Origin of the sequence: Vibrio sp. ArtGut-C1 (assembly GCF_002105475.1) — a bacterium.
GTDB lineage: Bacteria > Pseudomonadota > Gammaproteobacteria > Enterobacterales > Vibrionaceae > Vibrio > Vibrio diabolicus.
Genome location: NZ_NCTH01000005.1, coordinates 1 through 23004, shown reverse-complemented (window position 1 = coordinate 23004; position 23004 = coordinate 1). Strand labels below are relative to the sequence as shown.

Below are 23004 nucleotides of genomic sequence, written 5' to 3'. Positions count from 1 at the left end.
TATGGCCGGAATTAACAACGTTGGTCAAAGCGGCTTGTCCTATATCGACCAGCTTAAAAGTCTACAAGAGAGCAACAAGAAGACGGAAGAGAGCACGGGTAAGCAAGACCTAAAACAGGAAGACTTCTTATCATTGCTCACGAAGCAATTGTCTCAACAGGACCCTTTTAAGCCGGTAAGTAATGACCAGATGATTGCGCAAATGGCTTCATTTGCGACCGTTGATGGCATTGGCAAGATGAACACTCAGTTTGAGAGTTTGAACTCGTCAATGACATCAAACCAAGCGTTACAAGCTTCCTCTTTGGTAGGGCGTGACGTATTGGTCCCAGGAGCGGCAGGTGTGAAGCAGGACGACGCGCCAATGGCGGCAATGGTTAAGCTTTCACAATCTATCGATAATCTGTTTGTTCGTGTAGAGGATGAAGCTGGCCAACTGGTTCGTACTTTTGAGGTAGGGGCGAAACCAGCCGGCGACACGCGTGTGCTTTGGGACGGTAAAGATGAAAGCGGAAATCCACTGCCTGCTGGCAAATACAAAGTGAAAGCGTCTGGCTTAGTTGAGGGGGAGTCGCAAGAGTTCCCAGTATCGACATACGCCAACGTAAACAGCGTATTGCTCGGCAAAGGTGACGGAAACGTATTACTCAATCTGGCTGGTTTTGAATCGCCAGTTCGACTTGCAGAAGTTTTGGAAGTCGGCAAAGCGTAGTCATAGCTCGCTAGATTAGGAGATTTTGGAATGTCATATGTATCTTTAAGCGGTTTGTCCGCCGCCCAACTGGATTTGAACACCACCAGTAACAACATTGCGAACGCCAACACGTACGGCTTTAAAGAGTCCCGTGCTGAGTTTGCTGATGTTTACTCTAACTCTTTATTTACTAACGCAAAAACCACACCGGGTGGTGGTGCGCAAGCAAGCCAAGTGGCGCAGCAGTTCCATGAAGGCTCAAGCATTTACACCAACAACCCAATGGATTTGCGTGTTTCGGGTACAGGTTTCTTCGCCGTGGCGAAGGAGCGTCTGACTCCACAACAGAATGAACTGACACGTAATGGTGCATTTCATTTAAATAAAGAAAACTACATGGTGACCGCGAACGATGAGTTCTTATTAGGTTACCAAGTGGATCCAAGCTCTGGTGAGGTTTCTTCATACGAGCCACAACCTATCAATATTCCTGCTGAATTTGGTAAGCCAAAGCAAACAGCAAACATTGAAGTGGGCGTGAACTTGCCAGCTAACGGCGATTTGAAAGATCCAACTCAGTTTGATTTTTCAGACCCAGATACATACAACCGTTCAACCTCTTCGACTATTTATGACTCGATGGGTCAGTCTTACAAGCTAACGACGTACTACTTGAAAGATCAGACTCAGCCAAACACGTGGAACACTTACTACACCGTGACAGATAAAGAAGGTGAAAAGCCTTTAAATGTTGCGGCAGGTGATGCACAAACGCCAACAGGCCATGTGGGTCATACCATGAAGTTCAACAACGATGGTACGTTGGCGAGCTTGAACAATGGTCAGCCAATTACGTCTGTGGCATTAGGCGATCCGGCGACGAACACGACACCAGTCGATATGAATGGTGCCGATCCTGCGCAGACGCTTAACTTCGGTTTAGGCTCGGCAACACAGTTTGCTGCTCCGTTCGAACTGACTAAGTTCGATGAAGACGGTGCAACAACGGGTTTCCTAACCAAAGTTGACTTCGATGAAAACGGCAGCGTAATGGGGACTTACTCAAACGGTGAAAACGTCACATTGGGTCGTGTAGCGCTAGTACGTGTTCCAAACGAGCAAGGTCTGGATAAGAAGGGCGGTACGCAATGGGATTCAACTCAGTTCTCTGGTGACAAGATTTGGGGTGAATCTAACAAAGGCTCTTTTGGCACCATCAACAACGGTATGCTGGAACAGTCAAACATTGATATGACGCAGGAGCTGGTGGACCTGATTTCTGCTCAGCGTAACTTCCAAGCAAACTCACGTTCGCTAGAAGTGCACAACCAGCTACAACAAAATATCCTGCAGATCCGATAATCTGCATCATCAAGTTAGGCGAGCTTTCGCCGCTTGGCTTGATAACATCATGACATTCATCTGATGCTTAGCCTGAAAATACCTCAGTTCAGGTTAAGCATGCTTTGATCTTTGATTTGCCGCCGTTGCCGCCATGTGGATCAAAACCTTGCCCCTTGTTGCAGTTTTCTGCCACTGACACCCCTCTTAATCTTTTGTTTCTTATTTAAGCATTTGATAAATAAGTTCATTTTATGTTGGCATAACTATTGCTTTTACTCCGTGTACAGAGAAGTTTTTGGAGTAATTTATGGATCGCGCACTGTTTCTCGCAATGAGTGGCGCCAAGCAAAATATGCAGGCACTACAATTGCGTGCTAATAACTTGGCTAACGTAAGCACGACAGGGTTTCGTGCGGATTTAGCACAGGCTCGCTCAATGCAGGCTTATGGTGAAGGCCATCCTTCACGTGTGTTCAGCATGACAGAGCGTCCAGGGCATAACTTTGCTCAAGGTAGCGTGATTACAACAGGGCGTGATCTGGATGTGACGATTGAAGGCAGCGGCTGGATATCGGTACTCGATCACACGGGTAAAGAAGGGTTGACCCGTAACGGTAACCTAAAAGTCGATCAAAATGGCATGCTTACTAACGCAAGTGGCCATTTGGTGCTAGGTGAAAATGATGCGCCGATTACTTTGCCTATTCCTCTCTCCAAAATTGAAATCGGTCGAGATGGCACTATCTCTGTGCTTCCTCAAGGTGCCCCGGCGGAAGAATTCCAAGCGGTTGATCGCATCAAGCTTGTTAAGCCTAATGATCAAAGCTTATTTAAAGACACCAATGGCTTATTTCGCCATAAAACTCCAAATCAACCTTACGAAGCAGACGCTACTGTTAGCCTCCAGACAGGAGCGATTGAAGGCAGTAACGTGAATGCCGTAGGTGAAATGACCGCATTGATTGACTTACAGCGTCAGTTTGAAATGCAAGTCAAGATGATGAGCACAGCTGAAGAAATGGATAAATCTTCAGATTCACTGCTTCGTATGAGTTAACAGAGTTAGAGGTTCACTATGCATCCAGCACTATGGGTAAGTAAAACAGGTCTAGACGCCCAACAAACCAACATTGCCACGATTTCGAACAACTTGGCGAACGCCTCTACGGTGGGCTACAAAAAGAGCCGTGCAGTATTCGAAGATTTGTTCTATCAGAACATCAACCAGCCTGGCGGCCAGTCATCTCAGAACACGGAACTGCCAAGTGGCTTGATGCTAGGCGCGGGTTCTAAAGTGGTTGCGACGCAAAAAGTGCACACGCATGGTAATGCGCAGACAACGACCAACGCACTGGACATGATGGTTGAAGGCGACGGCTTCTTCCAAGTGACGTTGCCGGATGGCAACATCGGTTACACCCGTAACGGTCAGTTCACGTTAAATGGTGAAGGCACGTTAGTCACGTCGGGTTCTGGCTACCCTGTAGAACCTGAAATTGTGATTCCAGAAGATGCGATTTCTATCACTGTCGGTACGGATGGTGAAGTATCGGTTCGCGTCCGTGGTCAGCAAGACAACCAAGTCGTTGGTCAGCTAACCATTACAGACTTTGTTAACCCAGGTGGCCTAGAGCCAATTGGCCAGAACCTTTACTTACCAACGGGTGCCAGTGGTGATCCACAAGAAGGTGTTCCTGGTTTGGACGGTTTGGGTGAAATCCGTCAATCCATGCTGGAAGCGTCTAACGTGAATGTAACGGAAGAGTTGGTCAACATGATCGAAGCCCAGCGCGTTTACGAAATGAACTCAAAAGTGATCTCGTCAGTCGATAAGATGATGAGCTTCGTTAACCAGCAGTTATAACGGTTAAGAGCAAGAATTGAGGAGCTCACGATGAAACGTATTTGTCTACTTGCTTTGATTGCCACGATGTCGGGTTGTGCCATGTTAGAGCCGATTGAAACGGATGAAGTGACACAAGCAACGACGGTGGTTGATGCGGTAGAAGGCGATAAATCGAAAGAAGAGAGCAGCGGTATCGTGGATACACTGCGTGGCAGAAGCGATCCGGTTGCGGGTGATCCTGCATGGGCTCCTATTCATCCGAAAAAGAAACCTGAGCATTATGCTGCTGCAACAGGTTCACTGTTTAGCGCCGAGCACATTACCGATCTTTACGACGATTCCAAGCCACGTGGTATTGGCGACATTATTACCGTGACACTGGATGAGACTACCAGCGCCACGAAAAGCGCCAATGCCGATTTATCGAAAACCAATGAAGCGCAAATGGACCCGCTTCAAGTGGGTGGCGAAGAGCTGCAAATTGGTGGCAAATACAATTTCTCTTATGACTTAAATAATTCAAACTCATTTGCGGGTGACTCTTCTGCAAAGCAGAGCAACAGCATCAGTGGTTACATTACTGTTGAGGTGATTGAAGTTTTGGCAAATGGCAACCTCGTTATCCGTGGAGAAAAATGGATGACGCTTAATACGGGTGATGAGTACATACGTTTAAGCGGCACTATTCGTCCGGATGACATTAGTTTTGACAATACTATTGCATCAAACCGCGTTTCTAACGCAAGAATTCAGTATTCTGGCACCGGTGTACAACAAGATATGCAAGAGCCGGGTTTCTTGGCACGATTCTTTAATGTAGCGCTATAACACGCCGTGCTGACGGCAATTTGACTGCAAGAGATAAGTAAGCATGAAAAAACTCCTTTTAATACTGATGAGCGTTGCTCTGTTTTCTAGCGCTGCCCAAGCTGCACGTATCAAAGACGTCGCGCAAGTGGCAGGTGTACGAAGCAACCAACTCGTGGGTTATGGTTTGGTTTCAGGCTTACCTGGCACAGGCGAAGCGAACCCGTTTACGGAGCAAAGTTTCGCCGCCATGCTGCAAAACTTCGGCATTCAGATGCCGCCGGGCACAAAGCCGAAAATAAAAAACGTTGCCGCAGTCATGGTAACGGCAGAGTTGCCGCCATTCTCTAAACCAGGTCAGCAAGTAGACGTGACAGTCTCTTCTATCGGTAGTGCCAAAAGTTTGCGTGGTGGTACGCTACTACAAACGTTCCTCAAAGGTCTCGACGGTCAAGTTTACGCGGTTGCTCAAGGTAACTTAGTGGTGAGCGGTTTCAGTGCTGAAGGCGCTGACGGTTCCAAAATCGTAGGTAACAATCCAACCGTTGGTCTTATCTCTAGTGGTGCGACAGTAGAACGCGAAATTCCAAACCCATTTGGTCGTGGCGATTACATCACGTTCAACTTGCTTGAGTCAGACTTCACAACGGCTCAACGTATGGCGGATGCTGTAAACAACCTCCTTGGCCCACAAATGGCGAGCGCTGTTGACGCGACATCAGTACGCGTGCGTGCTCCTCGTGACGTCAGCCAGCGTGTTGCGTTCTTATCGGCAATCGAAAACCTAGAGTTCGACCCAGCAGATGGTGCAGCCAAAATCATCGTTAACTCTCGCACGGGCACCATCGTAGTTGGTAAGCATGTGCGTCTTAAACCAGCAGCAGTAACGCACGGCGGCATGACGGTTGCGATCAAAGAAAACCTGAATGTTAGCCAACCTAACGGCTTTTCTGGTGGGCAAACCGTTGTCGTACCAGACTCGGATATCGAAGTCAGCGAAGAGCAAGGAAAAATGTTTAAGTTCGAACCTGGCTTAACGTTGGATGATTTGGTCCGTGCCGTGAACCAAGTCGGAGCTGCGCCTTCGGACTTGATGGCAATTCTACAAGCATTGAAACAAGCTGGTGCCATTGAAGGCCAGTTGATCATCATTTAATGGTTAGGAGGTAGGTATAATGAACAATCCTAACGACATTGGTTTTATCCATGACATCAGTTCTCTGGATACTCTGCGTCAAAAAGCAGTGAAAGAGGGAAAAGATGGCGAGCAAGAAGCATTGCATGCGGCTGCTCGTCAGTTCGAATCGATCTTCACCTCCATGATGTTGAAATCCATGCGTGAAGCCAATGAGGGCTTTGAGTCCAACATGATGAACAGCCAAAACGAGAAGTTCTACCGACAAATGTTGGATGAACAGATGGCGAGTGAATTGAGTTCGTCTGGTTCAATGGGACTGGCCGATATGATTGTTAAGCAATTAACGGCTGGACAAGGTAACGACAAGAGTGAAACGGCAATGCGTGATGCGGCAAATAATGCCGTGGAATATCGTCGTGTTGACCCGAAAAAAGCGCGTGAGATCGAACAGCGCTTGATTGAATCTGGTCAGCTATCTCGACCAAGCAATGAACCCACTCGATTCGATTCACCAGAATCCTTTGTTAACTCGATGAAGCCATACGCGGAGAAAGCTGCGAAAGCCCTAGGAGTCGAGCCATCTCTGCTACTTGCGCAAGCCGCTTTGGAAACGGGGTGGGGACAAAAGGTCGTGAAGAACGCGCGTGGCAGCAGCAACAACTTATTTAACATCAAAGCAGATCGAAGCTGGCAGGGTGACAAAGTGACGACTCAAACTCTAGAGTTCCACGATAACACGCCAGTGAAAGAGACGGCAGCGTTTCGCTCCTACTCAAGTTACGAAGACAGCTTTAATGACTTTGTACGATTTTTGAATGACAACCCACGTTACGAGACAGCATTGCAGCAACGCGGGAATTCAGAGTCGTTTATTCGCGGTATCCACAGTGCGGGTTACGCGACCGATCCGAATTACGCAGACAAAGTCCTGCAGGTGAAGGATAAAATCGAAAGTATGTAATGTCTCTGCGACAATTTAGGGCGTTCTCGAAGGCTTGCTATAGTGCAAGCCTTCACTTTATCTGAACATCTATGCCTTTCTATCACTTGGCACATCTTTTGCTTTTAATGTGTCTAGGTGATCGGTTTTGCCGATTTATATTTCGTTTTTGGGGGCATGTATGGCGTCAGATCTTCTGAATGTAGGTACTCAAAGTGTGCTTACTGCTCAGAGACAATTAAACACCACTGGTCATAACATTTCTAATGTTAATACAGAGGGTTATAGCCGTCAGTCTGTTATCCAAGGCACGAATGATCCGCGCATGTTCGGTGGTTCTACCTACGGCATGGGTGTGCATGTGGAAAATGTTCGCCGCTCGTGGGATCAGTTTGCCGTGAATGAACTGAACCTGTCGTCGACCAACAATGCCAACAAAACGGATACCCAAGACAATCTTGATATGCTCTCTAGCATGTTGAGCTCAGTTGCATCGAAGAAAATTCCAGAGAACTTGAACGAGTGGTTCGATGCGGTCAAAACCATGGCAGATACCCCTAACGATTTGGGGGCACGAAAAGTGGTATTGGAAAAGGCGAAAATCTTCTCTGATACATTAAATGACTTCCATGAAACCGTGCGATTGCAATCTGATGTGACCAATAAAAAATTGGATATGGGCATTGAACGCGTGAACCAACTTGCGTTGGAAATCCGCGATGTGCATCGGTTAATGATGCGCACACCCGGTCCACACAATGATTTGATGGACCAGCATGAAAAGCTGGTTACTGAGCTATCTGAGTACACCAAAGTAACCGTCACCCCACGCAAAAATGCGGAAGGGTTTAATGTTCACATCGGCAATGGACACACGCTAGTTTCTGGCACGGAAGCAAGCCAGCTCAAAATGATTGACGGCTATCCTGATGTTCACCAAAGACGATTAGCAATGGTGGAAGGGGATGGCATTAAAGCGATCAAGTCTGACGACATGGATGGCAAAATCGGTGCCTTGCTTGAAATGCGCGACAAACACATTCCGCAACTTCAGGATGAAATGGGCCGTTTAGCGACGGGCTTTTCCTACAAAATTAATCAGCTGCAATCTCAAGGTCTGGATCTTAACGGTAAGATAGGTAAAGACGTATTTACCGACGTGAACTCTGAGCTGGTGGCAAAATCTCGAGTTTTTGCTGCGCCTGACTCTCAAGCTGATGTTGCGGTTTACATTGATGATATCTCAGCGATCAAAGGTGGTGAATATTCGCTACGTTATGATGGCGACCAGTATAGCGTGACAACACCGAAAGGTGAGCAAATGTCGTTGAACATTGATCAATCAGATTCTTCGTTTGTTCTGGATGGTATGAAAGTGCAAATTGGTGAAGGCCTTGCCGCCGGTGAGCGCGTATTGCTACGCCCAACGAGAAGTGGTGCAGCCATCATAAAGATGGAAACCAATGACGCAAAAGCTATTGCCGCACAAAGTTATGAAGCCTCAACCACTTTTGCCCAAGGTAACGCCAAGTTTAAAATTCGTGAGGCGGGGGATGTCAAAGAGTTTGAGGTCACCGTACAACCAGCTGACGAGAAACATGATAAGCCATGGTTAAAGATCACGGACAACAAAGGCAATTTGCTATCGGACAAATACTCATACCCGCTAGACAAAGATAACCCGATGATTGAAATCTCAGTGCCGAAAAGTCATCCGCTGTATAAAAATGGCGATGCGACTGTATTTGAGCTGAGCGAAGGTGCGCTGATGAATGACAAGTTCACCGCGAACTTGGTGCCTTCGGAAGGTGGGAATGGCAACTTGAGAAAAATGCAGAAGATCCAAACAGACAAGATGATGGACGGAAAATCCAGTACTTTGATTGATGTTTATCACAACCTCAATACCGAAGTCGGATTGAAATCTTCTACAGCAAACCGATTAGCTTCTGTCGCTCGCTTAGAGCATGAGGCGGCACAAGAGCGCGTTGCTTCTATCTCTGGCGTTAACCTCGATGAAGAAGCGGCCAACATGATGAAGTTTCAACAAGCGTACATGGCTTCATCACGTGTGATGCAAGCGGCGAATGATACCTTCAATACCATTTTACAACTGAGGTAAGGAGAAGAGATAAGTGCTAACCCGAATTTCTAGTTTCCATAACTATCAGTCCGTACAAAATGATCTGCGTCGTCAAGAGAATAAGGTTCACCACAACCAAGAGCAGCTTGCTTCAGGGAAAAAGTTACTGAAACCTAGTGACGACCCCCTCGCTGCGCATTACATCCAAAACATTAGTCAGCAACAAGAGCAGCTACAACAATATCTTAGCTCGATAGTGTTGGTGCGTAATCGTCTAGAAAACCACGAAGTTAATATCGCCAATGCGGAGAATTTTGCCGACGAGTCGAAGCGCTTAACGATGGAGATGATTAACGGTGCGTTTTCTGCGGAAGACCGACAAGCAAAGAAGCGTGAGCTAGAAGAGATTGCGAACAATTTCCTTAACTTAGTGAACTCGCAAGATGAATCTGGTAACTACGTGTTTGCGGGCACTAAGCCAAAAAGTCAACCATTCTATCGCGATAAAGACGGTAGTGTTCAGTACGCTGGAGACGATTACCAGCGCAAAATGAAAGTCTCTAGCATGCTCGAGATGCCAATGAACGATCCTGGCAGCAAGCTGTTTATGGAGATACCAAACCCATTTGGCGACTATCAGCCGAATTACGATCTACAAAACGGCTCTGAGCTGTTGCTAAACAAAGCCACTAACGTTGACGCGAAGGATGATGCGGCGTATCGCGTGACATTTGTCGATATGAATAACGGCAAATTTGGTTACCAATTAGAGCGTAACGGCAAAGTAGTGGATGCCGATGAGTTTTCTCCAGAGAAAGGGATTGAATACAAAGGCCTGAAAGTGCACGTAAAAGGCCAAATTACGCCTGGTGACAGCATTGAGATCGAAAAGCGGGCAGAGTTCAGCATTTTCGATACCTTCAAGGATGCAATGGCATGGTCAGACAAATCGGTTTCGGATACGTCGGCGACTGCTAAATTGCACCAAATGACAGAAGAATTCCACGCTGCTTTTATCCATTTGAATAAAGCGCGTACAGATGCCGGTGCTCGATTGAGTACGCTGGATATCCAAGAGCAAAATCATGAAGACTTTAATTTGTCTCTCGCAAAAGCGAAGAGCAACTTTGAGGACTTGGATTACTCTAAAGCCGTGATCGAGTTCAGTGAAAACTCGCGAGCGTTACAGGCATCGCAACAAGCATTCGGTAAGACCAAAGATCTAACGTTGTTTAACTACATCTAGTATGACACTCATACACATTGTCTGATTTTGATGCCTTATGTGCAAAGCCTTAAGCGCGATAAGTCGACGTAACCTGAGAGTCTGAGATGTCATGCGGCACGATTTTACCCAAAGCGGCAATGATGCGGGAGGCAAGTTGGGCGGCAACAGGGCAGCGTTCAATACCCTTGGGCTAAGATGAGTCTGACAAACCGGAAATAGCTTAATGATAAAGCTAACTTATTGTTTATTTGATTCTTTTAAAAGTAGTTAAATAATTTACGCAAGTTGGCACACAAATTGTATTGAAAATATCAGAACAGATTTAGAGATTCTAAACCCTGCGTTTAAGGCAGATTTAGCAAGTAACTTTTACGGTCAGTGCTTATCCAAATGAGAGTAAAGCTGGCCGCTTCGCAAAAGCTTGCGAACTCAACAGGAGAGCAAAATGGCTGTAACAGTTAGTACTAACGTCTCCGCGATGACCGCGCAGCGTTACCTAAACAAAGCGACTGATGAATTAAACACGTCGATGGAGCGCTTATCTTCAGGACATAAGATTAACAGTGCAAAAGATGATGCGGCAGGTCTACAGATCTCTAACCGCTTAACTGCACAGTCTCGTGGCCTAGATGTCGCAATGCGTAACGCGAACGATGGTATCTCGATTGCACAAACCGCTGAAGGTGCGATGAATGAGGCAACCTCTGTCATGCAACGAATGCGTGACCTTGCGATTCAATCATCGAACGGTACTAACTCTCCAGCTGAGCGTCAGGCGATCAACGAAGAGTCAATGGCATTGATTGACGAGCTAAACCGTATTGCAGAAACCACTTCATTTGGTGGTCGTCGTCTATTGAACGGCTCATTCGGTGAAGCAGCATTCCAGATTGGTGCGAGCTCAGGAGAAGCCATGATCATGGGACTCACCAGCATTCGTGCGGACGATACTCGCATGGGCGGTGTGACCTTCTTATCTGAAAATGGTAAAGATAAAAACTGGAGCGTTGACCCAGCTAAATCTGACTTGAAGATAACGCTACCAGGTATGGGTGAAGACGAAGACGGCAATGTTGATGATCTAGAAATCAACATTAATGCCAAAGCGGGCGACGACATCGAAGAGCTTGCCACTTACATTAATGGTCAGTCTGATATGATTAATGCGTCTGTAAGTGAAGATGGCAAGTTGCAAGTTTTTGTCGCGCATCCAAACGTTCAGGGCGAGATTTCCATTTCTGGTGGATTAGCATCTGAGCTTGGCCTGAGTGATGAACCTATCAGAACGTCAGTACAAGATATTGATATGACCACGGTACAAGGTTCTCAAAACGCGATTTCTGTGCTGGATTCGGCACTGAAATACGTAGACTCGCAACGTGCAGACTTAGGTGCGAAGCAAAACCGTTTGAGTCACAGCATCAACAACTTGGCGAATATCCAAGAAAACGTTGACGCATCGAACAGCCGAATTAAAGATACAGATTTTGCGAAAGAAACCACGCAAATGACCAAAGCACAAATTTTGCAACAGGCAGGTACATCGATTCTTGCTCAAGCGAAACAGTTGCCAAACTCTGCAATGTCACTATTGCAGTAGTTTACTTAGCCTGTACTCAATACATTCAGACGTGGATGGGAATGCAGGCTTTTGGCAAGCAGCTTTACAATAGAATGAGCGGCTCTCTCATCTCTCACCTGCCAATCATTTTCAATGTAAAGTTGCACTCGGTATGCCGGAAATGTGTTCATTTCTCTTGATCTCCACATAGGCTCTGGCGACCAACCTAGCCCCAGTTCTCTCAAAGGAAAAGGGGCTTTTTCTTTTCTAATTTTCACGTCTATCGTCTGCGAACTTACCTTTAATTGTTTCCTTTTGCTGGTTTTCTATACAATTTAGCCCTCTCGGCTCGATTTGTGGAAACTTGAGCACTTTTTCTTACTTTTCTTCAATTTTATTAGCTAAATCTCGCAATGTTATTTTTTTAAACTTTTTTCTAAAGCTTCTGAATTTGGTGTCGTTAATAGAGGTAACTTTGAGAGAACTACTTGGTTTTCCGAGACGTCGGAAACCGCTACACCGGAAAATCAATTGGAGAAATCACCATGGCAGTGAATGTAAACACTAACGTATCAGCGATGACCGCTCAGCGTTACCTAAACAACGCAAACTCAGCTCAACAAACTTCTATGGAGCGTTTGTCTTCGGGTTTCAAAATCAACAGCGCAAAAGATGACGCTGCGGGTCTACAAATCTCGAACCGTTTGAACGTACAAAGCCGTGGTTTGGATGTAGCGGTTCGCAACGCGAACGACGGTATCTCGATTGCACAAACTGCTGAAGGTGCAATGAACGAGACCACTAACATTCTTCAACGTATGCGTGATTTGTCTCTACAATCAGCAAACGGCTCAAACTCGAAATCAGAGCGTGTGGCGATTCAAGAAGAAGTGACCGCGCTCAACGACGAACTAAACCGTATCGCAGAAACAACTTCTTTCGGTGGTAACAAGCTACTAAACGGCACACACGGTGCGAAATCGTTCCAAATCGGTGCGGATAACGGTGAAGCCGTGATGCTTGAGCTCAAAGACATGCGTTCAGACAACAAAATGATGGGCGGTGTGAGCTACCAAGCTGAAAGTGGTAAAGGTAAAGACTGGAACGTTGCTGAAGGTAAGAACGACCTAAAAATCAACCTAACGGACAGCTACGGTCAAGAGCAAGAAATCAACATCAGCGCAAAAGCGGGTGACGATATCGAAGAGCTTGCGACTTACATTAACGGTCAAACTGACCTAGTGAAAGCCTCAGTAGACCAAGACGGTAAACTGCAAATCTTTGCTGGCAACAACAAAGTTGAAGGCGAAGTCGAGTTTTCAGGCGGCCTATCTGGCGAGCTAGGTTTGGGCGAAGGTAAAAAAGTAACGGTAGATACTATCGACGTAACCTCAGTTGGTGGCGCACAAGAATCTGTGGCTATCATCGATGCGGCACTGAAATACGTAGACAGCCACCGCGCAGAGCTGGGTGCATTCCAGAACCGTTTCAACCATGCAATCAGCAACTTGGACAACATTAACGAGAACGTGAACGCGTCGAAGAGCCGTATCAAAGATACTGACTTCGCGAAAGAAACGACTCAAATGACCAAGTCACAAATTCTATCGCAAGCGTCAAGCTCAATCCTTGCGCAAGCGAAACAAGCGCCAAACTCAGCGCTAAGTCTGCTAGGTTAATCACCTTAATAAGACAAGATACAAAAGCCAGGCTCATCCCTGGCTTTTTTGCTTATCGGCTATAACGATTTAGATGCGTCCCAACAGGATGTTCGACAAGGCACTCATATCGATTAGATGGTCTCTTTAAATACCAATGTTGCCGCGATGGTGGCGCAGAGACACCTGAGTCAAGCGGCAGCGCAAAACGTCGAGTCACAACGGAACCTCACTTCTGGTTTTCGAATTAACTCGGCGAGTGATGATGCGGCAGGTTTACAGATATCCAATACTCTCCATGTGCAAACGAGAGGGCTTGATGTCGCCTTAAGAAATGCGCACGATGCTTATTCGGTCGCGCAAACCGCGGAAGGCGCGTTACATGAGAGCAGTGATATTTTGCAACGGTTACGCTCTCTAGGGCTTCAAGCGGCAAATGGTAGTAACGATACCAGTGACCGACAAAGCATCCAATACGAGGTCGTAGCGCTGCAGGATGAGCTTGATCGTGTCGCGATCACGACAACATTTGCGGATAAAAACCTGTTTGATGGATCTTACGGTTCACAAAGTTTCCATATTGGAGCGAACGCTAATTCAATCTCTTTGACGTTACGTAATATGCGTAGCCATATCCCAGAGATGGGAGGGCAGCATTATGTTGGTGATGCGGTCGATAAAGATTGGCGAGTCACTAAAGATAACGAAACTCTAAAAGTCGAATACCAAGACAGTAAAGGGCAAACCCAAACGGAATCCATTGGGCTCAAATTGGGTGATCGCATAGAACAGGTCGCCACTTACATCAATGCTCAACAATCGGTAGTGAGTGCCTCAGTAACGGAAAACAATGAACTGCAATTCTTTGCCTCTACGATGAATACGCCAGAAGGAGTGGAGTTAGAAGGCAGTTTAGCGGATGAGCTTGATATAAGCACTGGTCAATTAGTCACAATGGATGACATCGATATGTCGACGGCTGGTAAGGCGCAGCTTTCAATTGGGGTGATTGATGCAGCGATCAAGTACGTTGATTCGCACCGAAGTGAAATTGGCAGCTTTCAGAATCGTGTAAATGGTTCGGTGGATAACTTAAATACCGTGAATCGGAGTGTTACGGAATCCAAGAGTCGAATAAGAGATACAGACTTCGCAAGAGAATCTACGGAAATGGTGCGTTCTCAAGTGCTCCAAGATGCGACAACTGCGTTATTGGCTCAGGCAAAACAAAGGTCAAGTTCGGCACTTGGTCTACTCAGTTGAATCTGGTAAGAAAGCATAAACTTCAGGTAATAAAAAACGCTGCCAATGGCAGCGTTTTTTTCGTGTTCGGCTAAGTAAAAATTACTTAGTTACACGTAGAACTGGAGTTTCACCAACAGTCACAGAACCAGAAAGCTTGTTCAGCTCTTTGATTTCGTCCATGTTAGAGATAACAACTGGAGTTAGCGTTGACTTCGCTTTCTCTTCTAGAAGAGCTAGATCGAATTCAATTACAGTGTCGCCAGCTTTAACAGTTTGACCTTCTTCAGCGATACGCGTGAAGCCTTCGCCTTTTAGTTCAACTGTGTCGATACCGAAGTGAACGAAAAGCTCAACACCGTCGTCAGACTCGATAGAGAATGCGTGGTTAGTTTCGAAGATCTTACCGATAGTACCGTTTACAGGAGCTACCATTTTGTTGCCTGCTGGCTTGATAGCAATACCGTCACCAACGATTTTCTCAGCGAAAACAACATCTGGCACGTCTTCGATGTTTACAATCTCACCAGAAAGTGGCGCGATGATTTCGATAGCACCAGCGTCAGCGCTGTCATCAGATACAAGCTTCTTAAGTTTGTCAAACAGACCCATTGTGTCATGCTCCTAAGGTTTGGTTTTATTCTGTCGAATTATAGTATACCAATATAGCGCATTAGACGACTTTTTTCGCCGTCTAATGGCCATTAAGTATTGAATTACTTGGTACTACCGATTACTGAGCTTTCTCAGCAATAAACTTTTCTACCACTGCTTCGATTTCTGCAGCTGTTGGTAAAGAAAGGGCTTCTTCAGCCATTGCTTTCACTTCTGCGAAGTTAGAGTTACGAACTACTTTCTTCACTTTAGGGATTGAAATGCCGCTCATTGAGAACTCGTCCAGACCCATACCTAGAAGTAGAAGCGTTGCACGCTCGTCACCTGCAAGTTCACCACACATACCAGTCCATTTACCTTCTGCGTGAGAAGCGTCAATAACTTGCTTGATCACGGTTAGTACTGCTGGTGATAGTGGGTTGTAAAGATGAGAGATCATCTCGTTACCACGGTCTACCGCTAGCGTGTACTGAGTTAGGTCGTTTGTACCGATAGAGAAGAAAGATACTTCTTTCGCTAAGTGGTGTGCGATCGCAGCAGCAGCAGGAGTTTCAACCATAACACCGATTTCGATGTTTTCGTCGAATGCGTGGCCTTCAGCGCGTAGCTCTTCTTTGTACTCTTCGATCGCTTTCTTAAGCTCACGGATTTCTTCGACAGAGATGATCATTGGGAACATGATACGCAGTTTACCGTGTGCAGACGCACGTAGGATGCCACGTAGCTGATCACGAAGGATTTCACGACGATCCAGGCTGATACGTACAGCGCGCCAGCCTAGGAATGGGTTCATCTCTTTTGGAAGATCCATGTATGGGAGATCTTTATCGCCGCCGATATCCATAGTACGGATGATCACAGCTTGACCGTTCATTGCTTCTGCAACTTCTTTGTACGCTTGGTACTGTTCTTCTTCAGTTGGTAGCGCAGTACGGTCCATAAATAGGAATTCAGTACGGTACAGACCAACACCTTCACCGCCGTTACGGAGGATACCGTCACAGTCTTTCACTGTACCGATGTTACCGCAAACTTCTACACGGTGACCGTCAGTCGTTTCTGCGTGTAGGTCTTTCAGTTTCGCTAGCTCTTCTTTTTCAGCTAGGAATGCCGCTTTAACCGCTTTCGCTTCTTCTAGTTCAGCTTCTGATGGGTTAACAACAATCTTGTTGTTCATCGCGTCAAGAATCAGCATATCGCCATTCTTAACTTTTTTCGTGATGTCGTTAGTACCAACGATAGCTGGAAGCTCAAGAGAGCGAGCCATGATTGAAGTGTGAGATGTACGACCGCCGATATCACAAGCAAAACCAAGTACGTAGTCTAGGTTAATTTGTGCCGTTTCAGATGGCGTTAGGTCGTAAGCAACTAGGATAACTTCTTCATTGATGTCGCTAAGCGAAACAATGTTGATACCCAGTGCGTTTTTCACAAAACGAGAACCGATATCGCGGATGTCAGTTGCACGTTCTTTTAGGTATTCGTCATCTAGTGACTCAAGAGCACATGCTTGCTCTTCGATAACTGAGTGGATAGCGTGATCCGCAGTCATCTTGTCGTTTTTGATAAGTGCTAGGATCTCTTCTTCTAGCTCTTCGTCTTCAAGAAGCATAATGTGACCTTCAAAGATCGCTTCTTTTTCTTCACCAAACGTTTCAAGCGCTTTTTGCTTGATAGTTTCTAGCTGAGCTGCAGATTTGTTACGAGCGTCGAAGAAACGCTGAACTTCAGCTTCTACTTGATCGTCAGAAATAGTGTTTGTGTTTAGGACAATTTCATCTTCTTGAAGTAGTAGTGCTTTACCGATTGCAATACCAGGAGATGCTAGGATGCCTGAAATCATAGCCTTACCTTAAGTTTGGTCAACTTTATAAAACGGGAGAATAATGGGTGCGCTAACGAATAGTTTTAGCTTAGTTTTGAGCCTATTTCCAACGAAGCCATTTTGCTTTCACAAAATGGCTTCTGGAGTAGGAGACCGGATTAGTGTAGTTGGTCCATTAGAGCAACTAGGTGGTCAACTGCTTGCTGAGCTTGTGGGCCTTCAGCAGAAATAGTTACTTGAGTACCTTTTACTAGGCCTAGTGTTTGTAGTTTGAATAGGCTCTTAGCGCTAGCGCTTTTACCGTTAGAAGTCACAGTGATGTCTGCGTCGAATGCTTTTGCTTCTTTAACAAACTGTGCAGCTGGACGAGTGTGAAGGCCGTTTTCTGCTGTGATTTCTACTTGCTTCTCGTACATGTGATATACCCCAATAAATGTATTTTTTTGTTAGTTTGTGACTAGATTTTAGCTTAACTGCTTTACATCTTGTGCGCTAGCACGGGAAGAGTTCAAAGCGCGTCAGTTCTGATACTAGTCAAAAGTTTGGTAACTACGCAACTGTTTGCGTGCGTAATCACTTTGAAACCTTTTTGTCTTCTGCTTCTTTATTTTGAAGCTAGAAATAAAACACCCTGATATTACCAAAGGTAGGGCAGGGATCAACAAAAAAGCCCCTAAACGGGGCTTTTTTAAACTAAAAATTGATTTGAACACATATTATTGTTGGTTCTCTTTTTCGGTAAAGATACCTGCAAAGAGTGCTGTACTTAGGTAACGCTCACCTGAACTTGGTAGAACGGTTACAATTGTTTTTCCTTCAAATTCAGGGAGTTCTGCAAGTCGGTTAGCTGCAACAACAGCCGCGCCGGATGAGATGCCAGCTAGGATACCTTCCTCTTCCATTAGGCGACGAGCCATCTCAATCGCTTCTTCTGAGGTGACTTGTTCAACGCGGTCAATAATATCTAAATCGAGGTTACCTGGGATGAAACCAGCACCGATACCTTGGATTTTGTGCGGAGCAGGTTGAATTTCTTCGCCAGCAAGTGCTTGGGCAATAACTGGAGACTCTGCTGGCTCAACTGCGACAGAAGTGATGGCTTTGCCTTTTTCACCTTTGATGTAACGGCTTGTACCTGTGATAGTACCGCCCGTACCGACACCAGCAACGAATACGTCGATTTCACCATCTGTCGCTTCCCAAATCTCTGGGCCCGTAGTCTTTTCGTGGATCTCTGGGTTCGCAGGGTTGTCAAATTGTTGAAGAAGTAGGTACTTCTCAGGGTTGCTTGCTACGATTTCTTCTGCTTTAGCAATCGCCCCTTTCATGCCTTTCGCCGCTTCAGTCAGCTCAAGGTTAGCGCCCAGTGCTTTAAGTAGCTTACGGCGTTCTAGGCTCATTGATTCAGGCATGGTCAATGTTAGCTTGTAACCGCGAGCGGCCGCTACGAATGCTAGAGCAACACCTGTGTTACCACTGGTAGGTTCTACAAGCTCTACACCTGGTTTAAGAAGCCCCGCTTTCTCTGCTTCCCAAATCATGTTTGCACCGATACGGCACTTAACACTGAAGCTAGGGTTACGCGCTTCAATTTTCGCGAGAACTTTGCCTTTGCTTACTTTGTTTAGACGAACGAGAGGTGTATTACCGATAGTAAGAGAGTTATCTTCGTAGATTTTGCTCATAGTGATGTTCCTTCATTACACGTTGTGTGAATATGGATAGAAGAATATGCGGTATGAAAAAAAGGGAAAAGGATTAAAAAGTTATATCTTATTAGGTTGGCCCAGAACTTGATAAAAGAAAAGGGAAAAGCTGGCGCTGATCCCTTTCCTTAATCTCTAATCGACTATCGTTGGTGCTTAAACTCCGCCACCCACATAGCGGTTGCGCCACATATTGCTACAGGCATGACAATGAGGTTCAAAATTGGGATCGTCGTAAACACAGACACCAATACCCCAAAGCCATAGGCCTTACCTTGCTTTTGTTTCAATTTGTAACGCATGTCGTTAAATGGGATTTTATGGTTATCAAACGGGTAGTCACAATATTGAATCGCGAGCATCCAGGCGGTAAAAATAAACCATAAAAATGGGCCTACTGTTTGCCCAAGGGCAGGGATGAGTAATAACAGGAATAGGCCTATTGCTTTAGGTAAGATGTAAAGCAGCTTTCTCCATTCACGAGCTAAAACGCGAGGAACATCTTTCAGAACGGCAGTGAAACCATCATCATTCACTTTTTGTCCCGTTAAGTATTCTTCAACTTTTTCAGCTAAGAGGCCGTTGAATGGCGCCGCGATAAAGTTCGCGAGTGTGCTGAAGAAGTAAGAGAAAGTTGCGAGTATTGTCAGAGCGAGTAAAGGCCAAAGAATGTAAGTTAACCAGGATAAAAACTCAGGTAGCTGCCCAATCCAGTCTTCGATCCATATATTAAGGTTTGAAAATAGATAGAAGATGGCACCACCTACAAGCAAGATATTTGCAAGTAGAGGTAAAATGACAAAGCGCCTGATTTTAGGGGCAAGTGCCAATTGTATCCCGTATAGAAAATAACCGAATCCGGTTCTCTGCTGATTGTTTTGCTTCATGTCTATTTTGGCTTCGTGTAAATGAAAACTCATTGTACCTGTGAGGGCTTTTCTTTCAATGCCCTGACAAATGACGTCTTGTTAAGTGGAATCGTGGCAAGAATCACAACAAAAAACGGAACTTCTTGCATTAAGTTGTTCTAAATCTACATATAGTTTTGGTAAAGTAAACGTATCATTCAGATTTATTGCACTTGGGTTGCTGCTCAAGGAACTGCGAGTAGTAAAAACAAGTATATTGAGAGTAAATAATGCAGGAATTGCGATTCGTACTCATTGTTGTTGGCGCATTAGCCATCGCGGCATTGCTGTTTCATGGTTTGTGGAGCAGTAAAAAAGAAGGCAAAGCAAAGTTTGGTAACAAACCGCTTGGTAAGCTGGATGTTGACCAAGGGGACAAAAATGATCTTGTCGAGAAAGAACGAGACTTCGCTCCCGCTCCTGAAGATGACTTTGAGATCATTCGTAAAGATCGCAAAGAACCAGATTTTGGGATGGCGAGTTCTTTCGACAACAAATTTGAATCTGACCCGCTATTCGGTGGCCCATCTGAAGTAACACAGACACAGCAGGAGCCAGATGACATCCCTTCATTTGTTGCAGAAAAAGATAAAGAAGAGGATGCTGAACCTGTTGTTCAAGCACCAGTAGCTGAAGAGCCACTCCAGCCTGCTGTGGAAGAAGAAGCTATTCCCGCCGCGTTTGATATCGCTGAGAAAGAACAGCAAGTCGAAACGGTTAGTGAGCCTGTAGTTGCAGAGCCTAAGGAAGAGCCAAAGCCAGAACCTGAAATGCAAGTGATTGTATTGAATGTGCACTGTGCGGGTGAAGAGCCATTTGTTGGTACTGCTTTATTTGAAAGTATGCAACAAAACGGCTTAATTTATGGCGAGATGGATATTTTCCACCGTCATGTCGACTTGTCCGGTAACGGCAAAGTGTTGTTTAGCGTCGCTAATATGATGCACCCTGGTACGTTTGAGCATGCTGATCCTGCTGAGTTTACAACGAAGGGTATTTCATTCTTCATGACATTGCCTTGTTATGGCGAGGCTGAACAGAACTTCAACTTAATGCTCCGAACTGCGCAGCAAATTGCTGATGATTTAGGTGGCAACGTTCTTGATGACCAGCGTAACTTAATGACGCCAGACCGTTTAGCGTCTTATCGACGTCAAATAGTTGAGTTTAATGCCGCTAACGCATAATCTTAACAGCAAATAATAATAGGGCTCCGGATGGAGCCCTTTTTCTTGGATTTCCCAACCTCACCGATTGAAAATACACGGGGCTTTACTATGTCTGAATCAGTACTTCAGCGATTAGAAGAACTAAAAGAGTCGTTGCATTACCACGCTGTGCGTTACTACGTGGAAGATAACCCAGAGATCCCTGATGCCGAGTACGACCGTTTAATGCGAGAGCTCCTGGATATTGAAGCTGAGAACCCTGATTTAATTACCGTAGATTCACCAAGTCAACGTGTCGGTGGACAACCTCTCTCTGCGTTTAGCCAAGTGACACATGAAGTACCGATGCTTTCGCTTGATAATGCGTTTGATGACAGCGAACTTGATAGTTTCCATAAGCGAGCACAAGAGCGGGTGGGCAGTCAGAGTGTAAAAGAATACTGTTGTGAGCCGAAATTGGATGGACTCGCAGTTAGTTTACTGTATGAGAACGGAGTGTTAGTGCAGGCGGCAACACGAGGTGATGGCACTACCGGCGAGAACATCACAGAGAATGTTCGCACGATTAAAGCCATTCCTTTAAAACTCAGAGGTAATGACTGGCCAAATCGTCTTGAAGTTCGTGGTGAAGTCTTTATGCCGAAAGCTGGGTTTGAAAAGCTCAATGAATTAGCAAGGAAGAAAGGCGAAAAAATCTTTGTCAACCCACGTAACGCTGCGGCTGGTAGCTTACGACAATTGGATTCACGCATTACGGCTTCTCGTCCGCTTAGCTTTTATGCATACAGTGTGGGCGTGGTGCAAGGCGCTGAATTGGCGGCAAGTCACTACGAACGCTTCTTGCAAATTAAATCTTGGGGATTACCAATGTGCCCGGAGACCAAGCGAGTTGAAAGCTTGGCAGATGTAAAAGCTTACTACCAAGATATCTTGCAGCGTCGTGATGCCCTTCCTTATGAGATCGATGGTGTCGTCATTAAAATTGACGATATTGCCGTGCAAGAGCGTCTTGGATTTGTTGCTCGCGCTCCACGTTGGGCGATTGCCTACAAATTCCCGGCTCAGGAAGAAATGACGACGTTGAATGAGGTGGAATTCCAAGTCGGTCGTACTGGTGCGATTACACCTGTTGCTAAACTAGAGCCTGTATTTGTTGGCGGGGTAACGGTAAGTAATGCGACGCTTCATAACGCAGATGAGATAGAACGTCTGCAAGTTAAGATCGGTGATCACGTTGTGATTCGTCGAGCGGGTGATGTTATTCCTCAAGTCGTTTCTGTCATCAAAGAGCGTCGACCAGAAACAGCGCGAGATATTATTTTTCCAACTCAGTGTCCTGTTTGTGGTTCGCATGTTGAACGGATCGAAGGAGAGGCGGTAACACGTTGTACGGGTGGCTTAGTTTGCCAAGCCCAACGTAAACAAGCGCTAAAACACTTTGTGTCTCGTAAAGCGTTAGACGTTGACGGTCTAGGCGATAAAGTGATCGAGCAACTTGTTGACCGTGAGATGGTGAAAACTCCTGCTGACTTATTTAAGTTATCTGCGGGGATTTTAACGGTATTAGATCGCATGGGGCCAAAGTCTGCGCAGAACATTGTGAATGCGTTAGAAAAATCAAAAGAGACAACGTTACCTCGCTTTTTGTATTCGCTTGGGATTCGTGAAGTTGGCGAGGCAACCGCCGCAAACCTAGCAATGCACTTTAAAACGTTGGAAGCCATCCAAAATGCTAACGAAGAGCAGTTAATTGAAGTGCAAGACATCGGTGCTGTGGTTGCTCAACATATTACGACTTTCTTCAGTGAAGAGCAGAACCAAGCAGTGGTTAAAGATTTGCTTGAACAAGGCATCCACTGGCCAGAGATTAATACTACTGATCAGGTAGGGGAGCTACCGTTAGAAGGTAAGACGGTCGTATTGACAGGAACACTTTCTCAATTAGGTCGCACAGAGGCTAAAGAAGCCCTCCAATCCCTAGGTGCAAAAGTGACAGGTAGTGTTTCTAAGAAAACGGATATTTTGTTTGCTGGTGAAAATGCAGGTTCGAAGTTGGCAAAGGCACAAGAACTGGGTATCGAGATCAAAACAGAACAAGACTTACTCGAGTTGATGAATTAAGTCTCATCAAAAAAGCTAAAAAATAACTATACCCGTGATCATTGAAGATGCTTGATTTTCTTTAGAATCAGGATCATGCTACGAACTATGAAAATTACACTGACTCCTCAACAGAAACT

General features: G+C 45.6%; 19 protein-coding genes. 14 read left to right on the top strand and 5 right to left on the bottom strand.

Features of this window, described 5'->3' with window-relative positions; all coding sequences use genetic code 11:
• The first annotated feature begins 1 nt into the window (after nt 1).
• The 12 genes from flgD (at nt 2) to B7360_RS05725 (ending at nt 14562) form a co-directional block, all read left to right on the top strand.
• Nucleotides 2–712 carry a flagellar hook assembly protein FlgD gene (gene flgD, locus B7360_RS05785; protein WP_005393125.1) on the top strand — a complete coding sequence of 237 codons (711 nt, stop codon included), beginning with the start codon at nt 2–4 and terminating at the stop codon, nt 710–712.
• 30 nt (nt 713–742) lie between these two features.
• Entirely contained in the window at nt 743–2056 is a 1314-nt protein-coding gene (flgE, locus tag B7360_RS05780; RefSeq protein ID WP_005393123.1) for a flagellar hook protein FlgE, read from the top strand.
• Between the two features lie 289 nt (nt 2057–2345).
• Nucleotides 2346–3095 carry a flagellar basal-body rod protein FlgF gene (gene flgF / locus B7360_RS05775; RefSeq protein WP_005382031.1) on the top strand — a complete coding sequence of 250 codons (750 nt, stop codon included), beginning with the start codon at nt 2346–2348 and terminating at the stop codon, nt 3093–3095.
• Between the two features lie 18 nt (nt 3096–3113).
• The gene (gene flgG / locus B7360_RS05770) at nt 3114–3902 is read left to right on the top strand and encodes a flagellar basal-body rod protein FlgG (protein WP_005382032.1); all 789 of its coding nucleotides are present in this window, start codon (nt 3114–3116) and stop codon (nt 3900–3902) included.
• A gap of 30 nt (nt 3903–3932) precedes the next feature.
• The gene (gene flgH / locus B7360_RS05765) at nt 3933–4712 is read left to right on the top strand and encodes a flagellar basal body L-ring protein FlgH (protein ID WP_006743029.1); all 780 of its coding nucleotides are present in this window, start codon (nt 3933–3935) and stop codon (nt 4710–4712) included.
• 43 nt (nt 4713–4755) lie between these two features.
• On the top strand, nt 4756–5847 hold the full coding sequence (locus B7360_RS05760) for a flagellar basal body P-ring protein FlgI (protein WP_085342932.1): 1092 nt from the start codon (nt 4756–4758) through the stop codon (nt 5845–5847).
• Nucleotides 5848–5863: 16 nt separating this feature from the next.
• Nucleotides 5864–6790 carry a flagellar assembly peptidoglycan hydrolase FlgJ gene (gene flgJ / locus B7360_RS05755; protein ID WP_074191303.1) on the top strand — a complete coding sequence of 309 codons (927 nt, stop codon included), beginning with the start codon at nt 5864–5866 and terminating at the stop codon, nt 6788–6790.
• Between the two features lie 160 nt (nt 6791–6950).
• Nucleotides 6951–8891, top strand: a complete 1941-nt coding sequence (flgK, locus tag B7360_RS05750; RefSeq protein WP_012842055.1) for a flagellar hook-associated protein FlgK — start codon at nt 6951–6953, stop codon at nt 8889–8891.
• 13 nt (nt 8892–8904) lie between these two features.
• Nucleotides 8905–10098: a flagellar hook-associated protein FlgL gene (gene flgL, locus B7360_RS05745; RefSeq protein ID WP_005382037.1), complete on the top strand. Its 1194-nt coding sequence runs from the start codon at nt 8905–8907 to the stop codon at nt 10096–10098.
• Nucleotides 10099–10525: 427 nt separating this feature from the next.
• Nucleotides 10526–11680, top strand: a complete 1155-nt coding sequence (locus B7360_RS05740; RefSeq protein WP_005382038.1) for a flagellin — start codon at nt 10526–10528, stop codon at nt 11678–11680.
• A gap of 506 nt (nt 11681–12186) precedes the next feature.
• On the top strand, nt 12187–13320 hold the full coding sequence (locus B7360_RS05730) for a flagellin (protein WP_005393103.1): 1134 nt from the start codon (nt 12187–12189) through the stop codon (nt 13318–13320).
• Between the two features lie 117 nt (nt 13321–13437).
• Entirely contained in the window at nt 13438–14562 is a 1125-nt protein-coding gene (locus B7360_RS05725; protein WP_085342930.1) for a flagellin, read from the top strand.
• Nucleotides 14563–14643: 81 nt separating this feature from the next.
• Here the strand turns inward: B7360_RS05725 and crr are convergent, their stop codons facing one another.
• From crr to cysZ, 5 genes are all read right to left on the bottom strand, one after another.
• Nucleotides 14644–15153, bottom strand: a complete 510-nt coding sequence (gene crr / locus B7360_RS05720; RefSeq protein WP_005382041.1) for a PTS glucose transporter subunit IIA — start codon at nt 15151–15153, stop codon at nt 14644–14646.
• Between the two features lie 121 nt (nt 15154–15274).
• Nucleotides 15275–16999, bottom strand: a complete 1725-nt coding sequence (gene ptsI, locus B7360_RS05715) for a phosphoenolpyruvate-protein phosphotransferase PtsI (protein ID WP_005393100.1) — start codon at nt 16997–16999, stop codon at nt 15275–15277.
• A 140-nt stretch (nt 17000–17139) separates the two neighbouring features.
• The gene (locus tag B7360_RS05710; RefSeq protein ID WP_005382043.1) at nt 17140–17397 is read right to left on the bottom strand and encodes an HPr family phosphocarrier protein; all 258 of its coding nucleotides are present in this window, start codon (nt 17395–17397) and stop codon (nt 17140–17142) included.
• Nucleotides 17398–17697: 300 nt separating this feature from the next.
• A complete protein-coding gene (cysK, locus tag B7360_RS05700) occupies nt 17698–18666 on the bottom strand; it encodes a cysteine synthase A (protein ID WP_005382045.1) in 969 nt (322 codons plus the stop codon).
• A 164-nt stretch (nt 18667–18830) separates the two neighbouring features.
• The gene (gene cysZ / locus B7360_RS05695) at nt 18831–19574 is read right to left on the bottom strand and encodes a sulfate transporter CysZ (protein ID WP_031780324.1); all 744 of its coding nucleotides are present in this window, start codon (nt 19572–19574) and stop codon (nt 18831–18833) included.
• Nucleotides 19575–19825: 251 nt separating this feature from the next.
• Between cysZ and zipA the strand changes: the two genes are divergently transcribed.
• Complete coding sequence (gene zipA, locus B7360_RS05690) at nt 19826–20782, top strand: cell division protein ZipA (RefSeq protein WP_053807087.1); 957 nt, start codon at nt 19826–19828, stop codon at nt 20780–20782.
• A 90-nt stretch (nt 20783–20872) separates the two neighbouring features.
• The gene (ligA, locus tag B7360_RS05685) at nt 20873–22885 is read left to right on the top strand and encodes an NAD-dependent DNA ligase LigA (protein ID WP_085342927.1); all 2013 of its coding nucleotides are present in this window, start codon (nt 20873–20875) and stop codon (nt 22883–22885) included.
• Nucleotides 22886–23004 lie beyond the last annotated feature (119 nt).